We start from the raw sequence: 24,734 nt of genomic DNA on the forward strand, positions 1-24,734 counted from the left end.
CAACTTTGTTGCATCGGAATTAAATGCGCTTGCACTCAATGCATGTGCATGTACCGTCGGCGGCATGACCTCTCCGCTCACCCACCCCGTGCCGGGACGCTGGACCCCCCGGCTGTGGGGCACCTTGCTCGTGCTCTGCGCCGCGATGTTCCTGGACGCGCTGGACGTGTCGATGGTCGGCGTGGCACTGCCGTCCATCGGCTCCGAACTCGACCTCTCCACCTCGACTCTCCAATGGGTCGTCAGCGGCTACATCCTGGGTTACGGCGGGCTGCTGCTCCTCGGCGGACGCGCCGCCGACCTGCTGGGCCGCCGCCAGGTCTTCCTGGTGGCCCTCGCGGTGTTCGCGCTCGCCTCGGTGCTCGGCGGACTCGTCGACTCGGGCCCGCTGCTGATCGCCAGCCGTTTCATCAAGGGTCTGAGCGCCGCGTTCACCGCACCCGCCGGCCTGTCGATCATCACCACGACGTTCGCCGAGGGTCCGCTGCGCAATCGCGCGCTCTCGATCTACACCACCTGCGCGGCCACCGGATTCTCGATGGGCCTGGTCCTGTCCGGTCTGCTCACCGAGGCGAGCTGGCGGCTGACCATGCTGCTGCCCGCGCCCATCGCCGTCGTCGCCCTGTTCGCGGGCCTGAAGCTCATCCCGCGCAGCGAGCGCGAGAAGAACCACGGTGGTTACGACATCCCCGGCGCCGTCGTCGGCACCGCCTCGATGCTCCTGCTCGTCTTCACCGTCGTCCAGGCGCCCCAAGCCGGCTGGGGATCGGCCCGGACCCTGCTGTCCTTCCTCGCCGTCGCCGTGCTGCTCAGCGTCTTCACCGCCATCGAGCGACGCAGCCCGAGCCCGCTGGTCCGGCTCGGCGTGCTGCGCTCCGGCAGCCAGATCCGGGCCCAGCTCGGCGCGATGGCGTTCTTCGGCTCGTACGTCGGCTTCCAGTTCCTGGTCACGCTGTACATGCAGTCGCTGCTCGGCTGGTCGGCCCTGCACACCGCGCTCGCCTTCCTGCCGGCCGGCGCGCTGGTGGCGCTGTCCTCGACCAAGGTCGGAGCCGTCGTCGACCGGTTCGGCACACCGCGGCTCATCGCGGCGGGCTTCGCCCTGATGGTCACCGGGTACGCGCTCTTCCTGCGCGTCGACCTCGACCCGGTCTACGCGACGCTCATCCTGCCGACCATGCTGCTGATCGGCGCCGCGTGCGCCCTCGTCTTCCCGTCCCTCAACATCCAGGCGACCAACGGCGTCGACGACCACGAGCAGGGCATGGTCTCGGGCCTGCTCAACACCTCCGTGCAGGTCGGCGGCGCGATCTTCCTCGCGGTCGTGACGGCCGTCGTCACCGCGAACTCCTCCGAGGGGTCCTCGCCCCAGGACGTCCTCGACAGCTACCGGACCGGCCTGATGGTGGTGACCGGCATAGCGCTGGCGGGACTGCTGATCACACTGCCCGGCCTGCGCGCCCGGCGGCCGCGGGAGTCCGTCGTCGTCGCCCGGTCGGAACAGATCGACCAGGTCGGCCCGTCCGCCCCGACGAGCCTGTCCAGCCGGTCCGTTCGCTCCGACCGGTCCGGCCGGACGGTGGGCGAGCCGGGGGCGGAGCGGGTCGGCGTCCACGATCGGTGAACACCTCCGGCGTGTGCCCGGCGGGGTCCTTGCCTCGCCGGGCACACGGCTGTTGACTTGGTCCATGAGCAACAACGGTGGACACCCCGGCAGTTACGGCGGCAGTACGGGAGCAACGCGCGCGCGGCGCACCCAGGCGCAGCGCGACGCCGTCACCGTCGAGATCGGATACGCCCTGGCCAGCGCGGTGTTCGTCGCGGCGGTCGCCTTCGGGGTGGTCACCGGGCCCGCCCTCTTCCTGGACCTGCCGTCCGGCGCGGTGCACGCGCTCATGGCCGTGGGCGGCACCCTGGCAACCGTCCTCTTCGCGCTACGGGTCGCCACCGTACTGTTCCACTTCCGCCGCGAGGCCGCCGCGCCTCAGCCCAGCCAGCCGGGCCGCACCAGCCCCGACTCGTAGGCGAGTACCACCAGTTGGGCGCGGTCGCGTGCCCCGAGTTTCACCATCGTCCGGCTGACATGGGTCTTGGCCGTGAGCGGGCTGACGACCAGGCGGCGGGCGATCTCGTCGTTCGAGAGCCCGATGCCGACCAGCGCCATCACCTCCCTTTCCCGCTCGGTGAGTTCGGCCAGGGTCGCGTCCGACTCCGGCTCCTTCGAGCGTGCCGCGAACTCGGAGATCAGCCGGCGCGTCACCCCGGGCGAGAGCAGGGCGTCGCCCTCGACCACCGCCCTTACCGCGCGCAGCAGTTCATCGGGCTCGGTGTCCTTGACCAGAAAGCCCGAAGCACCGGAGCGGATGGCCTCGAAGACGTACTCGTCCAGCTCGAAGGTGGTGAGCATGACCACCTTCACGTCCCCGAGGGCCGCGTCGCCGGTGATCCGGCGCGTGGCGGCGAGGCCGTCCAGCACGGGCATCCGGATGTCCATCAGGACGACGTCCGGGCGCAGTTCACGCACCGCGCGCACCGCCGCCTCGCCGTCGGCGGCCTCCCCGGCCACCTCGATGTCCGGCTGCGCGTCGAGCAGCGCCTTGAAACCGGCTCTGACCAGCGACTGATCGTCGGCGAGCAGTACGCGGATCACCGGTTCTCCTCCTTGGCCTTCCACGGCAGTACGGCCAGCACCCGGAACCCTCCGTCGTCACGCGGACCAGCCTCGATCGTGCCACCCAGCGCGGCCGCCCGCTCGCGCATGCCCGCGAGCCCGTTTCCGCTTCCGCCCGCGTCCGCGCCGGTGGCCGGACCGTCGTCGTCGATCCGCAGCCGCAGCACACCCCGCTCGTGATCGAACCGCACCCGTGCCCGGCGCGACCCCGAATGCCGTACGACGTTGGTGAGCGCTTCCTGGACGATGCGGAACGCGGCGAGGTCCGTGCCGGGCGCAGGTGCCGGGACCTCACCCTCGATCTCGACCGTGAGACCGGCGCTCGCCGCCTGCTCGACCAGTTCGGGAAGCCGGTCGAGCCCGGGAGCGGGCGCGCGCGGTGCCTCCCCCGGTGTCCTCAGGGTGTCGAGCACTTGCCGGACCTCGCCGAGCGCCTCCTTGCTGGCCGCCTTGATGGTGGTGAGCGCCGTGCGCGCCTGTTCGGGGTCGGAGTCGAGGAGCGCGAGGCCGACGCCCGCCTGGACGTTGATCACCGAGATGCTGTGCGCCAGCACGTCGTGCAGTTCGCGGGCGATCCGCAGCCGTTCCTCGTCGGCGCGCCGCCGGGCGGCCTGCGCGCGCTCGGCCCGCTCACGGCTCCACTGCTCACGGCGCACGCGCACCAGTTCCGACAGTGCCACCACCGCCACGACCCAGGTGGCGATGCCGATCTCCTGCATCCAGGACGGAGGGTGGTCGCCCGTCGGGGGCAGCCGGCGGTACAGCCAGTGGGCGACCAGGAGATGCCCCGCCCACAGCAGGCCGAGCGCCGTCCAGGCCGCTCTGCGGTGCCCGACGACCACGGCGCTGAAGCAGCCCACCGCGACGGGAAGGAAGACCGGCCCGTAGGGATAGCCCGCGGCCACGTAGACCAAGGCCACCGCGGCCGTGCCGAACACGACGAACACGGGGTGGCGCTGTCGCCAGAGCAGCAGGCCGGAACCCACCAGAAGGAGAGCCCGGGAGAAGGCGTCCAACGCGAGCCGGTCGCCGTGCTGGGCGTGGGCAGCGAAGTTGGAGCCGATGAGCACGAAGGCGGTCAGCAGCAGCGTGGAACGCCACGGCCATCGCGCGCGGCGTTCCTCGTCGTCCCAGCGGTCCCGCCCGTGCGGCCCGTGCCACCATCGCGACGGACCGCCCCACGATGGTGCCGCGGGTGTGTGCTGCTCTTCCATGGCCGTCACGCTAGACGGCCGACCGCGGCGGCGGCGTCCGCCGGGCGAGGTGATCACCCGTACTCCCCACGGAGTACGACGCCGTCGAGGCGCGTCCTGCGCCGAGCCGAAGGCGGCTTGCTGCGCCGAAGGCGACGAACCGGGCCGCACCGAGGGCGACCGGGTCTCCGTCGAGGGCGGCCGGTCAGCGCCTGTGACGGCCCTGGCAACGCCGAAGGAGGCCCCCCTCTACGCCGGAGGCGACCCGGCGGCGGTCCCGCCCGGCTCCGGGTACACCAGGCCCACCTCGTGAGCGAGCCGTCCCACGGCGTGACGGAAGAACGGCTCGCGGTCCTCCACGACCCGGTTGAACTGGCCGAACAGTTCGAACCCGATCAGCCCGTAGAGCTGCGCCCACGAGGCCACCAGCGCCACCACCACCTCGGCCGGCAGATCGGGCGCGAGATCGGCGGCCATCCGCTGTGCCTCGGCCTTCAGTCCGACAGGCAGCGGCGTACGGGCCACACCCTTGCCCCGGTACGCGTCCCGGACGACTCCGATCAGGAGCAGGCCGACCCGGGAGGCGGACGGAACGGTCTCCTGCGGTGCGACGTACCCGGGGACGGGCGAACCGTAGATGAGCGCGTACTCGTGCGGATGCTCCAGCGCCCAGCGTCGCGCCGCCGTGCACACGGCGATCCAGCGCTCCCGGGGGCCCTCGGCGGCCACCTCGGCGTGCGCCGACTCGGCCGCCTCGCCCAGGGAGTCGTAGGCGTCGATGATGAGCGCGGTCAACAGGTCGTCCCGGCTGGGGAAGTACCGGTAGAGCGCGGAGGAGACCATCCCCAGCTCGCGGGCGACGGCCCGCAGGGAGAGTTTGGCGGCGCCCTCCGCGGCGAGCTGTCTGCGCGCCTCGTCCTTGATGGCCGCCGTGACCTCGATCCTGGCTCGGGCACGTGCCCCTCGCGCGGTACTCATACGGTGCAGTGTCCCATGATTTCAGAGCAGTGCACACAAACGAGAGCAGCGATCCGAAAGTGGATCGATGCTCCACTTCATGATCGGCAGCAACAAACGAGAGCGGCGAACAAAAACGAGAGCACTGCTCTTGCATTGGATCATCGATTCGATGCAGACTCTTCTCAAGCGAGAGCGGTGCTCACAAAACAGATCGGCGCTCTCAACACACGCCCCGAGAGGTAACCGTGTCCACACACGTCCAGAAGCCCGGCTGGTTCACCGTCAACGTCTTCAACCGTGCCGTGGCCTGGATCACCAGGCGCGGACTCAGTGTCTGGGGCTCACGCGTCCTGGCCGTCCGGGGCCGCAAGAGCGGCGAGTGGCGGACGACCCCGGTCAATCTGCTCATCGTGGACGGTGAGCAGTACCTCGTCGCACCCCGCGGTCACGTCCAGTGGACGCACAACATGCGGGCGGCCGGCGGAGGCGAGCTGCGCCTCGGCAAGAAGGTCGACACCTTCACCGCCGTGGAGGTGACCGACGACGACAAGGTGTCGCTGCTGCGCGCCTACCTCAAGCGCTGGAAGGCCGAGGTCGGCGTGTTCTTCGGCGGCGTCGGCCCCGGCTCGTCGGACGAGGAGCTGCGGCGCATCGCCCCCGACCACCCGGTCTTCCGGATCACGGTCACGAGCTGACACCGGCCACGCCCCAAGGGCCTGTTCGACGATTCCCGTCCGCTTCGCGACGCCCCTCGGTTCGCGACACTCCTCGGGCGACGACGGGAATCGTCGGACAGGCCCTTGGGCCAGTCCTCCTAGTCCTCCTGGTCCTCGGCTCCTTCAGCCACCTGAGGCCGGCGGTCGAGGGCGGTCAGGGCCCGCCCGACCGTCGGGTGGGTCCGGATGATCTCCCCGAGCGTGGTGGAGCCGCGGGTGATCCCGGTGAAGGCCTTCCACACCGGGCGCAGGCCGGTGAGCCCCGCGTGGAACATGCCGGGGCGGCGCTCGAAGGCGCCGAGCAGGCGCTTGCCGACGCTCATCTCGACGCCGAGCCCCGCCTTGATCGCGAAGGCGTAGTTCAGTGCCTGCCGCCGTGCGTCCACGGCGTCGTGCGCCTCGGCGATCCGTACCGCCCACTCGCCCGCGAGCCGCCCGGAGCGCAGCGCGAACGAGATGCCCTCACGGGTCCAGGGTTCGAGCAGTCCCGCCGCGTCACCGCAGACGAGCACCCGGCCCCGCGACAGCGGCGAGTCGTCGGCACGGCACCGCGTCAAGTGGCCCGAGGAGATGGACGGTTCGAAGCCGGCCAGGCCGAGCCGGGCGATGAAGTCCTCCAAGTACCTCTTGGTGGCGGCGCCTTCACCACGCGCGGAGATCACGCCGACGGTGAGCGTGTCCCCCTTGGGGAAGACCCATCCGTAACTCCCGGGCATGGGGCCCCAGTCGATCAGGACGCGCCCCCGCCAGTCCTCGGCGACCGTCTCCGGCACCGGGATCTCGGCCTCCAGGCCGAGATCGACCTGGTCGAGCTTCACGCCGACGTGCGCTCCTATCCGGCTGGCACTGCCGTCGGCACCGACCACCGCCCGCGCCAGGACGGTCTCACCGCCCTGAAGGACCACGGCCACGGTGCGCCGGTCAGGCACCGCCGAACCGTGCTGCTCGACGCGCGAGACCGTGGCACCCGTACGCAGCTCGGCGCCCGCCTTCTGCGCGAACTCGACGAGTTGCTGGTCGAACTCCGGACGGTTGATCAGCCCGAACAGCATGTGCCGGGACCGCCTGGTACGGGCGAACCGGCCGTCCATCGAGAAGGTGACCGCGTGCACCCGGTCCCTGAACGGCAGCTCGAAGCCGGGAGGCAGCGCGTCGCGCGAGGGACCGATGATGCCGCCGCCGCATGTTTTGTAGCGGGGCAGTTCGGCTTTCTCCAGAAGCAGGACGCTGCGTCCCGCGACCGCTGCCGCGTAGGCGGCCGAGGCACCCGCCGGCCCTCCACCGACGACCACGACGTCCCACACCCGCTGTTCGTCGTCCGCCGTACGCCGCTCGTCGTCCGCCGAAGAGTTCTCGCTGCTCACGTTGGTCTACTGCTCCCAGTCCAGCCGTTGCCGCACCTGTCCCCCGCATCCTACGGCGGGCGTCACCGCAGGCCGCTGTGGGAGGATCGGCAGCGGATGCGTCCTGTACACCAGTCCGCATCACTCGATCATCTGTACACAGAAGTACAACGTCGCACCTACAAGGAGCGTGCCCATGTCGTCGAATCCGGTCGCCGAGACCGTCGCCTCGCTCATGCCCCGGGCGAAGGCGGAACTCACCGAGCTGGTGGCTTTCAAGTCGGTGGCGGACTTCGACCAGTATCCGAGGAGCGAGAGCGAGGGCGCCGCGAACTGGATCGCCGACGCGCTGCGCGCCGAGGGCTTCCAGGACGTGGCACTGCTCGACACCCCGGACGGCACGCAGTCGGTGTACGGCTACCTGCCGGGCCCCGAGGGCGCGAAGACGGTCCTGCTGTACGCGCACTACGACGTGCAGCCGCCGCTGGACGAAGCGGCCTGGACGACGCCTCCGTTCGAGCTGGTGGAGCGCGACGGCCGCTGGTACGGACGGGGCAGCGCCGACTGCAAGGGCGGTGTCGTCATGCATCTGCTGGCGCTGCGTGCCCTGAAGGCGAACGGCGGCGTTCCGGTGCACGTCAAGGTCATCGTCGAGGGTTCGGAGGAGCAGGGCACCGGTGGTCTGGAGCGGTACGCCGAGGAGCACCCGGAGCTGCTGACCGCCGACACCGTCGTCATCGGCGACTCCGGCAACTTCCGGGCGGGCCTGCCGACGGTCACCGCGACCCTGCGCGGCATGACCCTCGTACGGGTGCAGGTGGACACCCTCGAAGGGAACCTGCACTCGGGCCAGTTCGGGGGTGCGGCGCCCGACGCGCTGGCGGCGCTGATCCGCCTCCTGGATTCGCTGCGGGCGAAGGACGGTTCGACGACCGTGGACGGCCTGGCGGGCGAGGCCGCGTGGGACGGGCTGCAGTACGAGGAGCAGGCGTTCCGTGAGGACGCCAAGGTCCTCGACGGGGTGGAGCTCATCGGCTCCGGCACGGTCGCCGACCGGGTCTGGGCGCGTCCGGCCGTCACGGTGCTCGGGATCGACTGCCCGCCGGTCGTCGGCGCGACGCCGTCGGTACAGGCGGGTGCCCGTGCGCTGATCAGCCTGCGGGTGCCGCCGGGCGTGGACGCGGTCGAGGCGACGAAGCTGCTGGAGGCGCACGTCGAGGCGCACACGCCGTGGGGCGCGCGGGTGAGCACCGAGCGGATCGGACAGGGCCAGGCGTTCCGCGCCGACACGTCCAGCCCCGCGTACGCGTCGATGGCCGAGGCCATGGCGGTCGCCTACCCGGGCCAGGAGATGCAGTCGTCGGGCATGGGCGGCTCGATCCCGCTGTGCAACACGCTGGCCTCGCTGTACCCGGAGACGGAGATCCTGCTCATCGGCCTGAGCGAGCCGGAGGCGCAGATCCACGCGGTGAACGAGAGCGTCTCGCCGGACGAGCTGGAACGTCTGTCGGTCGCCGAGGCGCTGTTCCTGCGGAACTACGCGGCGGGCTGATCGTCCCGGGACGCAGCCAGGGCCCTCGTCGGCGCGCGAGGGCCCTTGCCCTGTACGGTCGTTCACCGCGAGAGATCCCGCGAAGGACCCATGGGTCACCTCGGCGGAAGTCGGCCCGGTGAAGGGCGCCTCGGCGGAAGTGGGCTCGGCGTCCGCGGATGGGGCGCTGAGCCCGATGGGGCCACGCCGATGAAAGCCGCGGTACCCATACCGCCAGTGCGGGAACCCCTCGCGCCGGCGGTACGGGCCGGTGTCAGCCGAGCGGCACTCCGGCCTCCAGGTACAGCGCCGCGCCGCGCTCACGGGCCCGCAGAGCCCAGCGGAGCCGTTCGTAGCGCACGGGCGGCAGCAGGTCGGCCGCCTCCTGCTCGGTGACGAAGCGCCAGCCACGGAGTTCCGGTCCCGGCAGCAGGAGCCCCCGGACGGCCTGTTCGTCGAGGTGTCCGCCGTCGAAGAGGAGCCGCAGACCGCCGTATCCGGGCGGTGCGGGCGATTCCCAGTCGACGACGAGCAGCGTGGGCACCTCGTCGAGGGTGATGCCGGTCTCCTCGGTGACCTCGCGCATGCCCGCGCGGGCGGGGGCCTCCCCGGCCTCGACGACCCCGCCGGGGAACTCCCATCCCGCCTTGTAGGTGGGGTCGACGAGCAGGACCCGGTCGTTGTCGTCGAAGAGGAGCACTCCGGCGGCGACCGTCTCGGCGGTGGGTTCGGGAGTCTGCACGATGTCGCAGACGGGTGCCTGCCCGGTGCGTACGGCCTCGGCGACGCGCAGGGCGGTGTCGTACGGGGTGAGCGTGCTGGTGTCGACGGGGTGGGCGTCGGCCGTCAGCCAGGGGAGCGCGGCCCGGTAGGGCTCGATGTGGTCGTAGGACCACTGGCGCACGCGCATCTCGCCGTCGGGCAGGTCCGGGGGCACCTCCCGCCCGGCTATTCGCTCCCGCAGGATCGTTTCCGCCGGGGCGAGAAGCACATGGCGTACGGGAATCCGGCGCGCGGCGAGCCCGCCGAAGATCTCGTCGCGGTACTCCTGGCGCAGCAGGGTCATGGGGACGACGAGGACGCCGCCGAGCTCGGCGAGCAGGGCGGCCGCGGTGTCGACCACGAGCCGGCGCCAGACCGGCAGGTCCTGGTAGTCGCCGACCTCGGCGAGGTGCTTGGCCGGGAGCAACTGCGTGAGTGTGCCCCCGACGACCTCGGGGTCGAAGAGCGTGCTGTTCGGGATCAGCTCGATCAGTTCCCGTGCGGTGGTGGTCTTCCCCGCACCGAACGCACCGTTGATCCAGACGATCATTCGTACTCCAGGACAGGAAGGCCGCTGAACAGCGGCGGAGCCGCTTTCACAAGGTCATCTAGGAGCGGCGTGGGAAAAGAAGGAGTCCACAGGCCCGCGCCCACTACTTCCTTCTCCCACACCCGCTGGAGGTACACCACGATCCGCTCCTCAATCGCGACAGTCACCTCACTGTAGGTCCCCTCGACCCCCGGCAGCTCATGCCCCATCCGGCCCTCGACAGCCACCCGCGGAATGTCGCCGGGCTCGTCCAGCTTCGCCTTGTGCCAGTGCCGCAGGCGATAGATGTCCTCGCCGGCCAGCTCCTCTACCGCCGGCATGGCAGGCCGCGCCCACCGCTTGTACCGCACCCCCGAGTCGCGCTCCGGCGCACCATCACGAATCGGATACCAGTAGTCCCGCTCGAAGTCGGATCCCAGCATCGGCTTACCGAGCACAGTCAGGAACGCCCACGGCTTGTCGTGGGACGCCAGAAGCTCCCCACGCATGTCATGGAGGAACGGCGGTATCACCAGTGTTCTCCACGAGTCGTACTTCGGCGCCGCCAGAACCTGCCGCCTACTCTCGGCGTACGTCTGGTACTGCACGCGCATAGCGTGCAGTACCTCGTACCGCTGCAAAGACTCTTCACGCAGCTCCGGGTCCGGCTCGGACGTCGGCCAGTGAGGCGAGCAGTAGCCACGCTGGAGGCCGAACATCTCGCCGGGAGGCCTTGCGCCGGTGAAGGCGACGGTCCAGATGTACGTCCAGCCTGTGAAGCCCCACACCATGTGGGCATTTGTGGCGGCCTGGTGGATCGCCTCGATGGACAGCTTGCGTTTGACCCGGCGGGTCTGCCGCTTCTTGTACAGGCCGCGGCGCCGCTGCTCCACGATCGGGCTCTCGTCGCGGAGCTTGTATTTCACCACCGCGTCGTCCATCAGCATCTTGAACAGGCCGAGAACGTTTTTGCTGTAGTTGTGCGAGTACTTGCCCGTGACGAACTTGCGGAAGGCCTCGCAGTTGAAGCTTCCCCTTGATGTTGGACACCTGGAGACTGGGACGTGAGGTTCCAGAGGAAGTAGTGCCAGGTGGGAAGCAAGAGCAACCGCAGCAGGCGGTATACGGAGGAGTTCAAGCGCGACGCAGTCGCGCTGGTCCGGTCCTCCGGGAAGACCGTCACCGAGGTGGCCCGGGGGATCGGGGTCAGCGCCGAGGGTCTGCGGAACTGGGTGAGGCAGGACACGGTCGACCGGGGACAGGGAACATCCGGGGAGCTGACGAACGCGGAGCGGGAGGAGTTGCGGCGGCTGCTGAAGGTCGCCCGGTCTTCCTTCTACGCCTGGCAGGCCGGGCACCAGGCCCGCGCCGCCCGCCGGGCCGCCGACGACGCCCTGGCCCACGAGATCACGTTGCTGCACATCGCCTCCCGGTGCACCTACGGAGTGCCGCGTATCCATGCCGTGTTGCGCAGGCTGGACCGGCAGGTCAACCGCAAGCGGGTGGAACGGATCATGCGTGAGCGCGGCATATGCGGGGTCACCCGGCGCAAGCGCCGGTCGCTGACCCGTCCGGCGAAGAGGGCGGTGCCCGCCGCGGACCTGATCGGCCGCGACTTCACGGCCGACGCCCCGGGCCGGAAACTGGTCGGTGACATCACCTATATCCCCACCGGCGAGGGCTGGCTGTATCTGGCGACCTGGCTGGACCTGGCCACCCGCGAGATCGTCGGCTACTCGATGGCCGACCACCACCGGGCCTGCCTGGTGGTCGACGCGCTGACGATGGCCGCCGGACGCGGCCTGCTCCAGCCCGGCTGCATTGCACATTCCGATCGCGGATCGGAGTACACCTCTGACGAACTCCGCCGAGAAATAAGTCGGTTGGGCCTGCGGCAGAGCATGGGCCGAACCGGCTCGTGCTATGACAATGCCGCCGCCGAGAGTTTCTTCGCACTGCTCAAAGAGGAGATCGGCACCCGCCGCTGGCCCGACCGGACCGCTGCCCGCGCGGAGATCTTCGCCTTCATCGAGACCTTCTACAACCGCAGACGACTGCGGAAGCACCCGGCCTGGGGCTACCTCACCCCGCTGGAGATCCGACAGCGACACGAGCAAGGACACACCCTCGCAGCGTAAGCAACGAGTGTCCAGCATCACGGGGAAAGTTCACTCGCCGGATAGACCGCCAAGCCGTACAGCAGCCCACATGCCCGAGGCCACTCAGAGATCATTTACGGGACAGCCCTTAGCGCACGGTCGGTGCCGCGGCCTCCACGAACGCGTTCAGCGCCGCCTTGCAGTCTTGCGAGCGGCGGTGCCGTTCGGGCTCGTCGGAGGACTCATGCAGACAGTTCGCCAGTTCAAATGCAGTGTCGGCGAGTTGACGCAGTCGTGTGTCGTCGCAGACCAGCTGGACGCGGACCAGCGCCTGGCGGGCGGCGACACGGGACTCGTATGAAGCGAAGCGCGCCTCCTCCGCCGCGGGCGCCGGCGGGTCCTCGCGGGCGAGGATCCACCGGGTGTTCTGGCTGCGTCGGTAGCCGAAGAGGACGCCCGCGAACTCGCTGTAGGTGGAGATGCGTTCCTGGCGCAGTTGCTCCGCCCGGGCCAGTTCCGCGCTGCGCACGGCCGCGCGTTCCTGGAAGTAGTGTGTGACGACCGATCCGAGCAGGGTGCCGAGCACCGCTATCAGTGCCGCGTCCAACGTTCCATACTCCTCAACGTGCGGGAAAATGAGTTGGTCCGGCCCGCCCAGGCCGGCAAATGCCATGGGCGTGTCCGCAAGACTCAAGCAGATCATCGGTGGAGAGGCCAAGGTCCACCAGGAGACGAACTGGTCACCTTCACCCACGACGGCCAGGTGAAGCTCGGGACCTGCAGGCCCCGCAGAAACACCTGCTGACGATGTCGACCCGAGGGCCCTGTGGCGATGTTGGGCGGAGTCCCGTCGAACCGGTCGACGCGCTGGGAATTGCCCCTCAACAGCTCTGTCCGTGTGTTCGCTGCGTGGAGTCTGGCAGGCGCGGAGATGGCGTCCCGCCGAGTGGTGCAGCCGATCAAGGCGACGGAATCCGCAGGTCGGGGACGGTGGCTCAGTCCGGTCGGGTGTCCAACTCGCCTCGGCAGGGTGCCTCGTGGACCGCTGCGTTTGCCGAGATCGTCAGGAGCCTCGTACCGGAACGCGTAATGCTTGATCCCCTACACCACGACGCGGGACACGACCGAGGAGACAGGGGATCCGTCGAGGCCGTATCGGCTGCTCGACCGGGACGGGGTCGAGGTAGCGGCGGTCAGCGAGTTCTTGCTCGACATGCTCGCCGACGACGACAGTCCGGCCTCTCTACGCTCGTACGCGTACGAGCTGCTGGCTTGGTTCCGGTTCCTGTGGGCTGTCGAGGTTTCGTGGGAGCGTGCGAGCCGGGTGGAGGCCAGGGACTTCGCCCTGTGGCTGAAGACGGTCAAGAAGCCGCTGCAGCCCCGGCGGCCGGATGCTCCTTCGCCCGGATCGATCAACCCGGTGACTGGCAAGCAGTACCGGGCGAGCACTACGCAGCTCGGACTCGGCGTGAGGTCGTCGCGCACGTTCTGGCGCATCACGCCAGGAGGGCCGCCGAGTCGGCCCGGCCGGTGGTGCCCGCCCCCGGCTACCGACGGCAGCTGACGGCCATCCGGCCGCGGGCTCTTCGCGCCTGGCCGACCAATGGCCTCAGACGCGAGGCGGCAGGACCTCGATGATTTCGGCGATGCCGACGGCGGGTTGGGTCTCGTGCATGGTGATCACATCACCGGGCTTCAGATGCTGCCACTGCTCGGGCAGCAGGGGAGCCAGACGGACGTCGGCTGTCTCGCCCGGGGCGAGTTGCGGCGCGAACTCCACCCAAAGTCGCGCGATGTTCAGATCTTGCTGTCCGGCTGCGGTGCGGTGACCGATGTCCCACAGAGGCCTGAGCCGGCCGTCTCCTGAGAAGGCACTCTGGCATCCGCCCTCCTCCGCACCCAGCAGGGTCAGGGTCGCACGGATCGTGCCGTGCTGGACCTCCCAGCCCCGCCACTCGCACCAACGGCGGCTGTGGTCGAGCATCATCTGCCGAGCAGCCTCGGAGAGCAGCTCCCAGAAGGTGACGGAGACCGGATGGACCTCCGCGATATCGAAAAGCACGTCGAGCGCTATCTCCCATTCCTGGAGCTCGATCTCCTCTCGAACATCTCCGACCGTCTGGCCGAACTCTGACACGGCGTCCTCGGGCAGCAGGTCGGCAGCTCGCCGAAGGAGTGTGAACACGTCATTCATGTGCTGGATTGTCGCCTGGTCCTGGGCGCCTTGTCACAGGTGACCATGCAGGACGCAGCGGCGCGTTACCCGCCCGGACACTCCAAGACTCCGAGATTTCTGACCACTACCCTCCGTGACTCGACCCGCTCATGCCCCTGTCAGGTCGTCAGCTGCGCTAGTTCGGATAAGGCCTGCGCTGCTACGACTGCAACCACCTCGAGGCCCTGCACGCCCGCGATACCGCGCTCGGGCATCCACCGCGGCAAACGCTGCTGGTTCCAGTCCTACTGGGACCACCCGCCCGGCGCCGCCCTCGCCTGGTACTGGCCAAAGGAGAACCGCTCCACGGCCTCGCACTTCCTCACCTCCTCACCCTCATGGGCGCCGAAGGAGAAGGCCGCGCCGCACTGCAAGGCGGCCTGCTCGATGGTGACCCGTGAGCTCTTGAGCAACGGAGTACTCCTGACCGGTCAGCGCCCGTAACGTCCAGGGGCTGTCTTCAAAGAGATCTCACGCGGGAGCCGTCCCACTCGGGCCCTGACGCGTGGAGCGCGAAGACGCGTTGACGTAGGTGGCGTTCGTCTGCCCGGGGTTTCGTCGAGGGAGGCGGTGCCGCTCCCATCACCCTGGGCCGGCTGGCAGCGCCAGCTGCCCTCCGTAGGATCAGCGCTCGCTGCGACGGTTGCGCCAACGACCCCGGGGAGACATCATCTGTGCAGGTCACGGCCGTACATCGGTTCAGGGAGTGGACCGCGGCCGAAGATCGACAGCCGCTATTCTCCCCGTATGTCCCCATACGATGCGCAGTGGCTGCTGCGTAGTGACCCGCGCACCGCCATTGTGGCCACACGCGAGGTCGTCCTCCCTCCGTTCCACATGGCGCAGGCTCTGCACCGTACGCTTCGGCCCAGGGAGCGGGTGCTGGCCCTCTACTACCACGGACTGGGGTACGCGGCGCTCACCGAGAAGGCGCTCATTCTCCTGAGCATCGGGGGGGGGCGCCCTCGCGGGTCGCGAGGCCTCTGGTGATTCTGCGCCCCGCGTACGAAGACGCGTCACGCGTGGACGCGTCACGCGTGGACGCGTCACGCGTGGACGTGTCCGTGGACGGACGACGGATCACCCTGTGGGGATCGCGGATCGACGGTTCCGGCACGCTCTTGCAGGGGACCCGAAAGGCGAGATCCGGCTCCCCTGCCGGTGATCCGCGCCTGACCGCGGCGGCCGGGGAAGTCCTGCCCGCCGACTCCTCCGCACGCCCCCGCGGCAGGGCCCGTTTGTCCGCATGGGTCCGCAGACGCTCCGTCCTCGCTTCCGTGGTCGTGGCGACCCTGGTCTTCGCCGCCTGGGGAGCGGGACACGAGATATCCGCCCTCGTGGGTACTGAAGACCGTTCCGTGGTGGTGCCGGACTTCGCGGGAGCTGCTCTCACCACGGCCGTCGCGGACGCGCGACGCCAGTCCTGGATGACGGTGTCGACCGCCGATGCCTCATCGTCCACGCGGCCGGTGGCCGACAGGGCGCCCGGCTGGCGGGTCTGCTTCCAGACGCCCTCCCACGACGAGACGGTTCGTTCGTCCGTGAGCGCGCTGAAGCTCTACGCAGTCCCCGAGAATGAGGCGTGCCCGTCGCGGCTGCTCGCCCCACGACGGATCATCATGCCGGACGTCGTCGGCTATCGGTTCGACGAGGCCTCACGTGCCCTGGACGACCTCGGGCTTGCGCACACGAGCGCCTTGAACGCCCACACGGGTGAGCGCCTGTACTACGGCGCTCAGGACGTGAATGACTGGCAGGTGTGCCGCCAGGAGCCGGAAGCCGACCACGAGGTGTTGCTGTCGACCTCGGCCGACCTCTGGTTGATCGGTCAGGGCAACTCCTGCACCAAACCCAGTCCGAAGCCCACTCCGAAGCCGAAGCCGAAGCCCAAACCGAAGCCCCAACCCGAGCCAAGGCCGCGCACCGGGGGCACGAGCGGCTCCACCACGGGAGGTGGCACGTCAGGCGGCGGCTCCAGCAGCGGTGGGTCCAGTGGAGGCTCTTCCGGGACCTCGGGCGGAACCACCGGTGGCACGGGAAGTCAGCCCGGCATCCAGTTCGGGGGGTACTGCTCTCCCGTGGGCGCCATCGCGACCACCGCCGACGGGCGACCCGCGAAGTGCTTCATGGGCAGCGACGGCCGGGCCCGGTGGGGCTACAACTCCGGCTGATCCAGTCACACCTGGGACACAGGGACGGCCGTGGTCATGGCGGTGATCATCCCGGCACTCAACGCGGTGCCATCCGCCATCACCGCACTGCTCCGAGACCGGGACCGTCCAGCACGGCCCGGCACTCAGCTCGACGCCGCCCCGCTCCCACCAGACAAGCACCCACCGGACCAGATGTCAGCACCCCTCCAACATCACCACCAGAGTCACGACATTGGGGCTAGCGGAGCGTCAGTCCCGCGGCACCGGCCTGCCGTGCAGCGCCGACGCGCACCCGCGAGGGCCCGCTCCGTCGAAAGGAGTGGGCCCTCACCCGACTTTTCCCTGTTCGAGGGATTGCCGGAATGGATCACCGGGGTCTTGGGTGAAGGCTCCATGCAATTGCAAGGGGGCGCCGTATGAACCAGATTGTGCGATCCCAGGAACTGCCGCACTGCTCACGCTGCGGTGGTGACCATCTCCTCACCACGGCGGTGATGCCGCAGAAGGACACGTTCGGTCAGCCGATCCATCTGGAGCTGTGCAAAATCTGCGATGCGAACCAGCCTGCGGCCGCGTCACTCATCCGCTTCTTCACCGACGGCGGGGGCCACGACACCAGTCGTTCTGCGGAAGGTGCGCAGCTGCTGATGGAGTGGACGAAGGAAGGCATGGCCGCCCACGGCTGGTACTGGGCGAAAAAACGGCACCGGGTCTCAACTGAGGCGCGGCCAACCGAGCTCAGGGGGCTGGGGCAACGGGCGCCCCCAGCCGACTGCGCTCAGCCCGGAAATCGGGCGGATACGGCTGAGTAGCAGGCCGTCGACGTCCTGCCCGTTGCCGGCCAGGTAGGCCCTCGACAGCAGGTTTTCCTCGGCACCCACGACGGTCTCCTGGCCTTCGGATCGCCGGCCCGGCTCGTCCGTGGCTGCGGTCACAGGCTCAGAAGCAGGTCCCTGACCGCGACGGGCTGGGACAGGAACGGGTGGTGGCCGGCGTCGAGTTCGACGACGCTGCCGGCCCGGCGGGCGAACTCGCGCTGCAGCCGCGGCGGGGTGCCCCGGTCCTGGGCGCAGATGAGGTACGTCGAGGGCAACTGCTGCCATGCGGCCGCCCCGACCCGCTGCCCGGTCACCTGCACGCTCTGCCGGGTGAGGTGAGCCGCCGCCTGCGCCTGGACCTCGGGGTCGCAGTCCTGCAGGAATGTATCCACGAGCAGCTCGGGGCGGACCCCGAATGTGCCGGCGCCGGGGTCGACGTCGAGAAACGGGGCGGGGCTGCCGTCCCCGAACTCCGACAGGCTCTGCCCGACCTCGGGCAGGTAGCTGGAGACCAGCAGCAGGTGGCGCACTGACCCGATTCCCGCGGCGGCTTCCGCGGTGATGATGCCGCCGTAGCTGTGGGCGACCACGATGGTCGACTCGTCGCTGTCCTGCAGCACCTGCCGCACCGCGGCAACATCCTCAAGCAGTCCCGGACCGCCGACGCCGCCGGGCAGGCCCGCCTCGCCACAGCTCGGCAGCGCCGGGGCCACGCTCGACACTCCTCGCTCCTGCAGCAGCTCGGCGGTGCGGTGCCACCACCACGACCCGTCCCGCACGCACGCCCCATGCACGAACACGACCCTCATCGCTACCTCCACGTCTGCGGTGACTGCCCCCTGCCGACGATAGGGCTACAACTCCGGCTGATCCGGTCGCATCTGGGACACCGGGACGGCCGTGATCATGGCGGTGATCAACTGGGTACTCATCGCGGTGCCAGCCGCCATCGCCGCACTGCTCCTGATGGGAATCTCTGAATTCGACCAGGGGCGCTCGTCGCCTCACATGCTCCGGCGGTCAACGGAGTGGGGAGCTTCAGCGAGCGTCGAGTGCCTCCGCACAGTCACCGCGACCGCACCGGCGCCGGGCCCGCACAGCCGCTCACGACCAGCTCAGGAACACCGTGTGTACGTCCAGTTCCGCGTCGGCGAGATCGGTCGCCGTTCCTCCCCGTGTGGCCGGCACCACCCGGAAGTCGGGCGCGTTGTACCCATAGTCGGGGTCCTGCTCGGCATTGAGTTGGTGGACGGAGACGATGAACTTCGTCCCGTCGGGCGATACCAGCATCCCCTCCGCGACGGTGCCGTCCTGCGGGCCGACCACGCTGATCGGGGCGCCCGCGGCGCGACCGGTGCGGGCGTTCATGGTCCGGAATGAACTGGACGATGTGCGGCACAACACCCGGTCGTCGCCGACCCAGCCGACGACGGCGGCGCATCCGCTGAGCAGTACGGCCTCGCGTGCCGACGTCCCGCTGAGTGGGCCTGAGGAGTTCCAGGTGTCGAAGACGGTGCCGAAAACCTTGGGTGCGGTCGCTGTGAGCCGGCGGCCGTCCGGCGCGAGGTGCACCATGTTGGCCTGGACGGCGCGCGCGGGCTTGCCCGTGATGGTCAGGGGCAGGTCGTTCCCCGCGCCCGGGCTCTCGGCCGACAGGTGGTGGTCGCCCTCGGTGGACCGGGAACCGATCCTCTTCCGGCCTTCCCGGTCCGTGTAGGTGAACCACACAGTGCGCCCGTCCGGCGACATCACGGCGTTCTGCTCGTCGTCGCCCGCAGCACCGCTCAGGTGCACGAAGTCATCCTGTTCTGCGTCGCTCTTCACGAAACCGACGTGAGAGACGGTCTTGCTTCCGGGGTCGCGGAGGACCACTGCCATGCGTGTGTACGACAGGTCGAAGAGCGCGCGGACCCGGGGAGCGATGTGTTCCAGGCTGTCCATGGGATAGGCACCCGGTGCGTCCGATTTCCCGTCGCAGAGGTCTACGAGTGGGCTGTGGACCTTCTTGGCGCCGGGATAGTTGTTGAACGCTGCGTCCTCGGGAACGGCGAACCACCGTGTCGCGCGCGGCTTCCAGCTCTGCGGATCCCACGCCGTCACCACGACGCCGACGTAGCGGGCGCCCATGTCGCACCCGGCGGTGACGACCGTGTCCTTGCGGGTGAAAGGACTGTCCGGAAGAGCGTATCCGCGGTTGCCCAGGTAGGGTGCCGAGCGCGCCGAAGACCCGGATGCAGGCTTCTCCGAGCTCGGTTGAGGTGTGCAGGCCTGAAGGGACAGGACCCCGAGGGCCGCGAGGACCGCGGCCTTTCCAGCTAGACCATGTCGCACAACGACGCCTCCTCGGGCTTCTGGTGGCACGCCGTCCAGGGGACGGCCCCGAAGACCCACTTCTGCCGGGGGTCGGCTGGGACGGACTCCGTGCGGATACGCAGCGCGTTCCCGGCGCTGTCCTTCAACTGGAGCCACCGCGCCTTCTGGTAGGCGTCGACGTAGTGGACCTTGATCCCCCACTCGCACGACTGTCCTTGTGGCGCGATCGCCTCCACCCGCATGGCGCCCGAGGACTGGCCGTTCCCGACCTCAATATTGTGGGTGTCGAAGTAGGGCTCGCCCTGTCCCTCGTCGTCATCGGTCAGCACCGGCTCGCCGCCCCGGGGCGGGACGTGGACCCGGATCCCCTGGTAGGCGACTCCGCCCTGCGACGGATAACCGACGACCGTCTTGGCGGTGCTCGGCCGGCAGGTGACGCCGGTGGCTTTCCAGCCGTCGATGACCACGGCGGCGGACCGGGTGCTCAGCAGTCTCAGCTTGAAGGTGCGGGAGAATTCCATGTTGCCGGTCGACGTCCCCTGCGTGTACCGCTTCGGGGCATGTTCCAGGTAGGACGCGTAAGTGAGCAGGCGGCCGCCGAGTGACCTGAGGTACGCGAAGGCGGCGGCGTCATCGCTGGAGGTCAGTTTCCGCGTCTCGCCCTCGGTCAGTTCGCGGTCGAGGACCATGACCCAGTCCTGACGGGGGTCGCCCAACTCGGTTTGCACGGACGCCGTGAAAGGCGCCTGGGAAGCGTCGTACCCCTTGTTGGAATCATTCTCCCTGGTCACGCTCGGCTTGATCATGTAGTAGCCAAGGAGCGCTCCGCCCAGGACGCTCAGGAGACCGACCGTCGCCGTCACCGACACCCAAAGGATCTTCTTACGCCGGGAGGCAGCAGGGTCCACTCCGAGAACTTCGGAGGTGATCGCCCCTAAGCTCTCATCGGCTCCGCCTCCCGTATCGGCGGACCTCTGCGGCGGGGGCTGATCAGCGGCGGACGGCGCGGGCGCGTCCGAGCCTGCTTGCTGCCCCGTCGGCTCCGAAGCGCTGTCTCCGTCGGCGCTCGGCTGCGGTTCCGGTGTCCCGTCCGTTGGTGCGCTTGCCGTCATGCCGATTCCCCCACGTCGCGATACGTCCTTTGCGCCCGGTACCGGACGCGCCCCGTACAGAACCCAGCTGTACGGGGCGCCCGCCGCGCCTCGCGGCCACATCTCGTCGTCCCGGTCTTACCCGCCCGTCGCGTCCACGGCAACGCCCGAAGGCGCCAATGTCCTTCACCTCACCCCCGAGGCACCTGTCTGGCCCGGCTGTTGGTCGCGCAGTACCTGGACCCCTGACACCATCCCTACGACAGCGATGTCAACGAGATGCCGGCCGCTCCTGTCGATCGGTGGAGAGATCCAGCGAGCAAGTCTGGGGTACCGCCGAGCAGCGGTTGGCCGTTTTCAAGGAGCGCCATCACTCCGGGACCGGGAGCCGTCCCGCATCGGCTGCCCTGGGGGCAGGTCACCTGAGCTCAACGCGGTGGGCGCGACCCTCGCTGCCGGGCGCGGCCACGTCTTCGGCGTGACCGAGGGGCCTGGATGCAGGACCGTCCTGGCGTTCATGCCCGACCATCCCGAGGAAGGCGTCGGCACGCTGGCCCGGGTCCGCATCAGCGAAGGCCCGGACGGCGACGTGGTCTTCGAGCGGAGCGCGGAACGATCGATGGGGCTGTGGGCCGAAGTCGGGGAGAACCTCCTGCGGATCGTGCCGCTGCTCGGTCCGGCCACGCCCCCACCCGACTTACTCGCTCAAGGCAACCGTGACCAAACCGTCATCAAAGCCTTGCCTTTACATAAAACACCTGCGCACGCTGGTGACGACGAGGTGGGAGCAGACGATGGGCGACAAGGACGAGCGAAAGTACTTTGGTGAACAACTCCAACGAGCCTTGCGCTTGCCATACGACAGGGACACGCGATACCTGCCCGATGGCCCTATCGCCCCCGTGAACGTCGAATGGTGGCTTGCCCACGAGGCTGAGCGGCGACGCAAGCGCGAGCAGCAGCGCGTGCCCAGACTCAAAACTCCCGCCGACTTCCCAGGCGAGATAGTGGACCGAAGGGCTGAGTTGCAACGTGAGCGCGAACGCGAGGAACTCCTCAAGCTGCTGGACAAGCACGAGGACTGGATCATGGGTCTGCCGCACGAACGGGTGACGTCTGATCTGGCTTGCCCTGTGGGGCGGGTGGGAAGGATGCCGCTGTGCCCAAGCCTTATCCGGAAGAGTTCCGCAAGGATGTCGTACCGGGCCCGTCGCTCACCCTGTTCATCAAAGAGCGCAGCCGCGGGCCAGGCTACGTCGTGGACTTCCTCTACAAGGCAGCCGATCTGCCGGTCACGGCGCACGGAATCCTGGCCAACCAGGGTTCCGGACTCGGCGTGATCGAACTGGAACTGTGGCGCCCGGGTTGGGGGTACTGGGACGGCTTCGGAGACTTCGTCGGTCCGCCAGAAAACGATGAAGACGCGCCGGACCAGGATGAGCGGCCGGCAGTGTTGGTGCCGATCACCGGCGACATGCTGCGTCGCATCCCTGTGGGCCAGATCCTCGCCCGAGCCCAAGCCGAACTGGCTGACCAGTCCTGGAGAGACGAGGGCGTCATCTTGGGCGAAGCACCGGGGCGTAGACCGATCGGATGGGAGTGTCGAGACGGCTGCAGGAACCGCAGCCGTCTCGACATCACTTCTTTGGCTTCCCTGCCGGTGGTCGGGCTTGTTCTACGGCCGCACCGAGCGACCACTCTTCGAGGGCCCTAACCATGTCGAGCACCACCATTTGGCGGCGCTCGGAGAGGAAGGGCCAACAGATCCATGCTGGCGCCGAGAGGAGGACAATCACCATGAGTGGCAGCGTTTTAAGAACTACAAGCAGCCACTTCGAAGGAAAAGTGGGCAACACTTTGGACACTCTCCGTTTTAGGCGTTTTTTTAGGAGAGCGCCGTTTCCCGCGTCACCAACATTTTCCTAGATTGCCCCTTTTGGCACCTCGATTCACCGGAGAGCGTGACAGCGCGCATCGCGGTCACCGAGCGCTAACAGCGAGTTACCCAGAAGCTGGAACGTGGAAACCGGCATGTGCCTGTCCTGAACCGTCCTCGGGCGATCCCGGGCGGCGGGACCAGACCTGGCGCCCCGAACCGTGCAAGCACTGGAGAACGCACACCTCCTCGCCACACCGGCGCAGCGAGAACGACCGCAGCTCGACGAAAGCCTCTTGCACAGGGTGGCCCACGCATATCTCCGCGAAGCCATCAACGGACCTGTGCTTACCCGGCGCCTGGCCAGCCTGTTCGACCGGCCAGAGCCCACCATCAAGGACTGGATCAAAGCAGCCCGGGAACGCGGCTACCTGTCCCCCGCAGTCCCTGGTCGCCGAGCTGCCGGCCCAGGTCCGCTCCTCCGCCCCCCGAGGAACACTCGCCGTCATCTCCCTGAGCGCTCTACGTCTCAGTCGCTCACGTCGCTGTCCTCCGCGCGGCGCGAGATGACCGTTTATGACCGTTGGCCCGCCCCATGCCACCACAGAGGTGGAATCACATGCTGGCCTCACTCGTACGTACGGACGCGGCGTGCGGCGCCTGCCGAACGGGCTCACTGTGGAGTGCAGTCGGCCCGACGCGATCCCTGTGGCCGGCTCCGGCCCGAACCACGTATCCGTTGCCCCCGGCCACGTACATCGGGCAGGGCGCACCGGTCGATGCGCGAAGGGTGAGGACCCGGGACCGTGGCGGCACTGGGTCCTCACCCACGACACCGAAGCTCACCTTGACCAGCACCCTGACGGCCTGGTCAGGTCAGGGCCCGCGCGCTACGAAGATTCTGATTTCGCGGTGATCCTGCACGGGCCCCGTCGACGGGAGGGCAGGATCATCGGGCCGGGAGCGTGTCTGCCGTATGGAATGCATGCGATAGCCCCGGTCAGTTCGCCGTCTGCTCGTCAGTCGTGGTCGGGTGGTACGAGGCTCAGGTGAGGCGGCGGACCGGGGGACGCTTCGGCCTGGGGAGAGCGTTGTCCAGCCGTGGGCGTGCATGGTCTCGGTCTCCCAGTCTTCGAAAATTCTGGCCAGCGACACGTTCCTCGGCCTGGGCCAGGCCTCGCCGATGCTCCAGTCCTCTTCGGCCAGCTCCAGGTAGGCGTACGCGGCCCACCACCGGACCGCCTCCACGATGGTCATGAAGGCGGTGCGTACCTCCCGGAGGCCTCGCATAGATGCTGTGCGCTCCAGGCGGGGAGAGGAGTCAGGGTCTATTCATCCCGCCGGTAGGGGTGCTGGGGGTGGCTCGGAGATCCCCGGGGAGCGGCCGACCGCCGGCCGCTTCCGCCAGAGTGTGAGCCCGATGTCGACGAGCCCCACCCGGTCCAGTGCGGGTACCTCCTCCAGCGGGTGCCAGGCTGCCATGTCGGTGGAGCCGTCCGTTTCGTGACGCAGGTCGCCGCCGGTGACCCGGGTCTCGTAGACGATCCGCAGGCTCTGGAAGTCGGCGGTGGCGCCGATGAGCTTGTGGCGGACGGGCTCGGCGAGGACGTCCCCGAATGGGTCGCGTACTTTGACGCTGCCGAGCACGCCGGTGCCCGCGCGGTCTCCGCCCGGGACCTCACCTGGCTTGGCCGTCCCCGCAAACGAGCGAGCACCCACTTCGAGGATGCGCTGAGACTCAGGAAGCCGGGGTTCGACCGCGTCCGCGTCATGGACCGCATTGGGCTCGCCGCCGCGCTGTTCGACGAGGGCGAGGCCGAGAGGGGCGCCGCGGCAGCCCAGCAGGCGCTCGACGACGCCGCTCGGGTTGACTCCACACTGGTGGCCTCCCGGCTCAACACCCTGCTCGACGCGGCCCGCGCCTACGAGATAGCCGCCGTCGACGAGGTGCGTACGAGGGCGAAAGATCTCGCCGCCGCTCGGCTGACCACCATCGCGGCCTGAGACCATCGAGCGTATGGGCAAGCACAGCCGTCCCGGACCGCCGAACCAGCCGTCGCGCGCTCTCCCGCGCGTCGATGCCGACGACCCGCTCGCCGCGTACACCAAGCGGCGCCGTCCCCCGATGGACCAGTACCGGCGTCACCGACCGCTGCACGGCGGTGCCGGCCACCTTCGGCCCGAAGAGCCCAGGGCCTTGGAGGAGTGGAATGGTTTCGTCTACGTCCCCGTCGGCACTGCCCCCGACCTCGCAGCAGCCACAGCCTGGGCTCACGGGCTCGACTCCCACGAATCGACCGATCAGGAGTAGGACCTCAGCAGAGGCGCCCGGGGGCGGAGGGCACTTGGCCAACACCGCCGCCGGGCTCGGAATCAGAACAGACAGGACTCGGCGGCGTCAACGGTCACTGGTACGGCTTTCGCCCCGGATCATACGGCGGAGGCTGGTACGAGCCGCCGCGAG

General features: G+C 69.0%; 25 protein-coding genes and 1 pseudogene. 13 read left to right on the forward strand and 13 right to left on the reverse strand.

Annotation, left to right across the window (positions count from 1 at the left end):
- Window positions 1-64: 64 nt before the first annotated feature.
- A complete protein-coding gene (locus OG485_RS07345; protein ID WP_328665158.1) occupies window positions 65-1,624 on the forward strand; it encodes an MFS transporter in 1,560 nt (519 codons plus the stop codon).
- A gap of 64 nt (window positions 1,625-1,688) precedes the next feature.
- Complete coding sequence (locus tag OG485_RS07350; RefSeq protein WP_328665159.1) at window positions 1,689-2,024, forward strand: DUF6332 family protein; 336 nt, start codon at window positions 1,689-1,691, stop codon at window positions 2,022-2,024.
- Here OG485_RS07350 and OG485_RS07355 read toward each other — a convergent pair.
- The 3 genes from OG485_RS07355 to OG485_RS07365 all read right to left on the reverse strand — a co-directional run bounded on the left by OG485_RS07355 (window position 1,985) and on the right by OG485_RS07365 (window position 4,842).
- Window positions 1,985-2,650, reverse strand: a complete 666-nt coding sequence (locus OG485_RS07355; RefSeq protein ID WP_328665160.1) for a response regulator transcription factor — start codon at window positions 2,648-2,650, stop codon at window positions 1,985-1,987. The two genes, OG485_RS07350 and OG485_RS07355, sit on opposite strands and share 40 nt — an antisense overlap.
- Window positions 2,647-3,885, reverse strand: a complete 1,239-nt coding sequence (locus OG485_RS07360; RefSeq protein WP_328665161.1) for a sensor histidine kinase — start codon at window positions 3,883-3,885, stop codon at window positions 2,647-2,649. Before OG485_RS07360 ends, OG485_RS07355 begins: the two co-directional genes overlap by 4 nt.
- A gap of 228 nt (window positions 3,886-4,113) precedes the next feature.
- Window positions 4,114-4,842 (reverse strand): TetR/AcrR family transcriptional regulator, encoded by a 729-nt coding sequence (locus tag OG485_RS07365; RefSeq protein WP_328665162.1) that lies wholly within the window; start codon window positions 4,840-4,842, stop codon window positions 4,114-4,116.
- A 227-nt stretch (window positions 4,843-5,069) separates the two neighbouring features.
- On the opposite strand from OG485_RS07365, the gene OG485_RS07370 reads away from it, so the two are divergent.
- Window positions 5,070-5,519: a nitroreductase family deazaflavin-dependent oxidoreductase gene (locus tag OG485_RS07370; protein ID WP_328665163.1), complete on the forward strand. Its 450-nt coding sequence runs from the start codon at window positions 5,070-5,072 to the stop codon at window positions 5,517-5,519.
- A 119-nt stretch (window positions 5,520-5,638) separates the two neighbouring features.
- On the opposite strand, the gene OG485_RS07375 is transcribed toward OG485_RS07370, so the two are convergent.
- On the reverse strand, window positions 5,639-6,904 hold the full coding sequence (locus OG485_RS07375; RefSeq protein ID WP_328665164.1) for a geranylgeranyl reductase family protein: 1,266 nt from the start codon (window positions 6,902-6,904) through the stop codon (window positions 5,639-5,641).
- A gap of 175 nt (window positions 6,905-7,079) precedes the next feature.
- Here OG485_RS07375 and OG485_RS07380 point away from each other — a divergent pair, with 175 nt between their 5' ends.
- Window positions 7,080-8,435 (forward strand): dipeptidase, encoded by a 1,356-nt coding sequence (locus OG485_RS07380; RefSeq protein WP_328665165.1) that lies wholly within the window; start codon window positions 7,080-7,082, stop codon window positions 8,433-8,435.
- A gap of 253 nt (window positions 8,436-8,688) precedes the next feature.
- Here OG485_RS07380 and OG485_RS07385 read toward each other — a convergent pair whose 3' ends face one another.
- On the reverse strand, window positions 8,689-9,726 hold the full coding sequence (locus tag OG485_RS07385) for an NUDIX hydrolase (protein WP_328665166.1): 1,038 nt from the start codon (window positions 9,724-9,726) through the stop codon (window positions 8,689-8,691).
- A complete protein-coding gene (locus tag OG485_RS07390; protein ID WP_328665167.1) occupies window positions 9,723-10,652 on the reverse strand; it encodes a hypothetical protein in 930 nt (309 codons plus the stop codon). Before OG485_RS07390 ends, OG485_RS07385 begins: the two co-directional genes overlap by 4 nt.
- Window positions 10,653-10,796: 144 nt before the next feature.
- On the opposite strand from OG485_RS07390, the gene OG485_RS07395 reads away from it, so the two are divergent.
- Complete coding sequence (locus OG485_RS07395; RefSeq protein WP_328665168.1) at window positions 10,797-11,843, forward strand: IS3 family transposase; 1,047 nt, start codon at window positions 10,797-10,799, stop codon at window positions 11,841-11,843.
- 109 nt (window positions 11,844-11,952) lie between these two features.
- Here the strand turns inward: OG485_RS07395 and OG485_RS07400 are convergent, their stop codons facing one another.
- The gene (locus tag OG485_RS07400) at window positions 11,953-12,411 is read right to left on the reverse strand and encodes a hypothetical protein (RefSeq protein ID WP_328665169.1); all 459 of its coding nucleotides are present in this window, start codon (window positions 12,409-12,411) and stop codon (window positions 11,953-11,955) included.
- Between the two features lie 486 nt (window positions 12,412-12,897).
- Between OG485_RS07400 and OG485_RS07405 the strand changes: the two genes are divergently transcribed.
- Window positions 12,898-13,368, forward strand: coding sequence for a hypothetical protein (locus OG485_RS07405; RefSeq protein ID WP_328665170.1), 471 nt, complete (start codon window positions 12,898-12,900; stop codon window positions 13,366-13,368).
- A gap of 45 nt (window positions 13,369-13,413) precedes the next feature.
- On the opposite strand, the gene OG485_RS07410 is transcribed toward OG485_RS07405, so the two are convergent.
- Both OG485_RS07410 and OG485_RS07415 read right to left on the reverse strand, forming a co-directional pair.
- On the reverse strand, window positions 13,414-13,998 hold the full coding sequence (locus OG485_RS07410) for a hypothetical protein (RefSeq protein WP_328665171.1): 585 nt from the start codon (window positions 13,996-13,998) through the stop codon (window positions 13,414-13,416).
- Between the two features lie 266 nt (window positions 13,999-14,264).
- Window positions 14,265-14,432 (reverse strand): hypothetical protein, encoded by a 168-nt coding sequence (locus OG485_RS07415; RefSeq protein WP_328665172.1) that lies wholly within the window; start codon window positions 14,430-14,432, stop codon window positions 14,265-14,267.
- Window positions 14,433-14,766: 334 nt separating this feature from the next.
- Between OG485_RS07415 and OG485_RS07420 the strand changes: the two genes are divergently transcribed.
- From OG485_RS07420 to OG485_RS07430, 3 genes are all read left to right on the forward strand, one after another.
- Complete coding sequence (locus OG485_RS07420) at window positions 14,767-15,009, forward strand: hypothetical protein (protein WP_328665173.1); 243 nt, start codon at window positions 14,767-14,769, stop codon at window positions 15,007-15,009.
- Window positions 15,010-15,056: 47 nt separating this feature from the next.
- Window positions 15,057-16,190, forward strand: a complete 1,134-nt coding sequence (locus OG485_RS07425; protein WP_328665174.1) for a hypothetical protein — start codon at window positions 15,057-15,059, stop codon at window positions 16,188-16,190.
- A 398-nt stretch (window positions 16,191-16,588) separates the two neighbouring features.
- Window positions 16,589-16,984, forward strand: a complete 396-nt coding sequence (locus OG485_RS07430) for a DUF6300 family protein (RefSeq protein ID WP_328665175.1) — start codon at window positions 16,589-16,591, stop codon at window positions 16,982-16,984.
- A gap of 119 nt (window positions 16,985-17,103) precedes the next feature.
- On the opposite strand, the gene OG485_RS07435 is transcribed toward OG485_RS07430, so the two are convergent.
- The 3 genes from OG485_RS07435 to OG485_RS07445 form a co-directional block, all read right to left on the reverse strand.
- Window positions 17,104-17,799, reverse strand: coding sequence for an alpha/beta hydrolase (locus OG485_RS07435; protein WP_328665176.1), 696 nt, complete (start codon window positions 17,797-17,799; stop codon window positions 17,104-17,106).
- A 295-nt stretch (window positions 17,800-18,094) separates the two neighbouring features.
- Window positions 18,095-19,117, reverse strand: coding sequence for a hypothetical protein (locus OG485_RS07440; RefSeq protein WP_328665177.1), 1,023 nt, complete (start codon window positions 19,115-19,117; stop codon window positions 18,095-18,097).
- Window positions 19,118-19,305: 188 nt separating this feature from the next.
- Window positions 19,306-20,172: a hypothetical protein gene (locus OG485_RS07445; protein WP_328665178.1), complete on the reverse strand. Its 867-nt coding sequence runs from the start codon at window positions 20,170-20,172 to the stop codon at window positions 19,306-19,308.
- A 658-nt stretch (window positions 20,173-20,830) separates the two neighbouring features.
- On the opposite strand from OG485_RS07445, the gene OG485_RS07450 reads away from it, so the two are divergent.
- Entirely contained in the window at window positions 20,831-21,223 is a 393-nt protein-coding gene (locus tag OG485_RS07450) for a hypothetical protein (RefSeq protein WP_328665179.1), read from the forward strand.
- 330 nt (window positions 21,224-21,553) lie between these two features.
- On the forward strand, window positions 21,554-22,108 hold the full coding sequence (locus OG485_RS07455) for a hypothetical protein (RefSeq protein WP_328665180.1): 555 nt from the start codon (window positions 21,554-21,556) through the stop codon (window positions 22,106-22,108).
- A 1,494-nt stretch (window positions 22,109-23,602) separates the two neighbouring features.
- Here OG485_RS07455 and OG485_RS07460 read toward each other — a convergent pair.
- Window positions 23,603-23,848 (reverse strand): annotated as a pseudogene (locus OG485_RS07460) (hypothetical protein); the annotation flags it as partial.
- A 192-nt stretch (window positions 23,849-24,040) separates the two neighbouring features.
- On the opposite strand from OG485_RS07460, the gene OG485_RS07465 reads away from it, so the two are divergent.
- Together OG485_RS07465 and OG485_RS07470 are read left to right on the forward strand one after the other, a co-directional pair.
- A complete protein-coding gene (locus OG485_RS07465) occupies window positions 24,041-24,274 on the forward strand; it encodes a hypothetical protein (protein WP_328665181.1) in 234 nt (77 codons plus the stop codon).
- Between the two features lie 13 nt (window positions 24,275-24,287).
- Window positions 24,288-24,581, forward strand: coding sequence for a DUF6087 family protein (locus OG485_RS07470; protein ID WP_328665182.1), 294 nt, complete (start codon window positions 24,288-24,290; stop codon window positions 24,579-24,581).
- The last annotated feature ends 153 nt before the right edge of the window (window positions 24,582-24,734 follow it).

The organism is Streptomyces sp. NBC_00328, assembly GCF_036139655.1.
Taxonomy (GTDB): domain Bacteria; phylum Actinomycetota; class Actinomycetes; order Streptomycetales; family Streptomycetaceae; genus Streptomyces.